Source organism: Micromonospora aridisoli, assembly GCF_056150025.1.
The window spans coordinates 1-666 of record NZ_JAXCFK010000063.1 but is presented as its reverse complement, the minus strand read 5'-3'; the positions used below and the strand labels follow the sequence as shown (position 1 = coordinate 666).

Genomic DNA, 666 nt, shown 5'->3' with positions numbered 1-666 from the left:
AAATCGGAGTTTCAAAAACAACTATTATCAAAGTACAGGAAGAACATTTAGATTCTGTCCCTGATTTACTTGTTGTAGAAGCTCCTTTGGAGATACGTCTCATTTACACTAAAAGTGACGCTATTTCGGAAACATCGATTACAGTAACCATGCGTACTCCTGGAAATGATATTGAGCTGGCAGTTGGTTTTCTTTTTGCTGAAGGTATCATAGATTCTTTTGACGCTATAAAATCCTTTCATTATTGTCAAAAAACCATCCCAGAGCATCGAGAAAACATCTTGAAAATACTCCTAAAGCCAGATCTCACGATCGATCTATCTTTACTTGATCGTAATTTTACTGCCACCTCTAGCTGTGGTGTTTGCGGAAAACGTTCGATAAGTCAACTCATGGAAACACTACCACAGTCACTTGGGCAAGGTATGGAGCTATCCTTAACCACCATATACTCCTTATCAAAAAAACTCAGTCATCAACAGCATCTTTTTAACCATACAGGTGGACTACATGCCGCAGCATTGTTTGACAAAAATGGTACACTTTTATGCATCAAAGAAGATATAGGACGACACAACGCCGTGGACAAGGTTATTGGGCATACGTTAGTAAAAAACAAGAAATTACTAGAACAGTCTATTCTGTTTATAAGCAGTAGAGTTGGCT

1 protein-coding gene is annotated in these 666 nt (G+C 38.1%); it reads left to right on the top strand.

Translation table 11 applies throughout. The annotated features are described in order from the left end of the window. Positions 1-666 (top strand): formate dehydrogenase accessory sulfurtransferase FdhD (locus SM447_RS29335; RefSeq protein WP_474576111.1); only part of this gene is annotated, 666 nt, incomplete at both ends.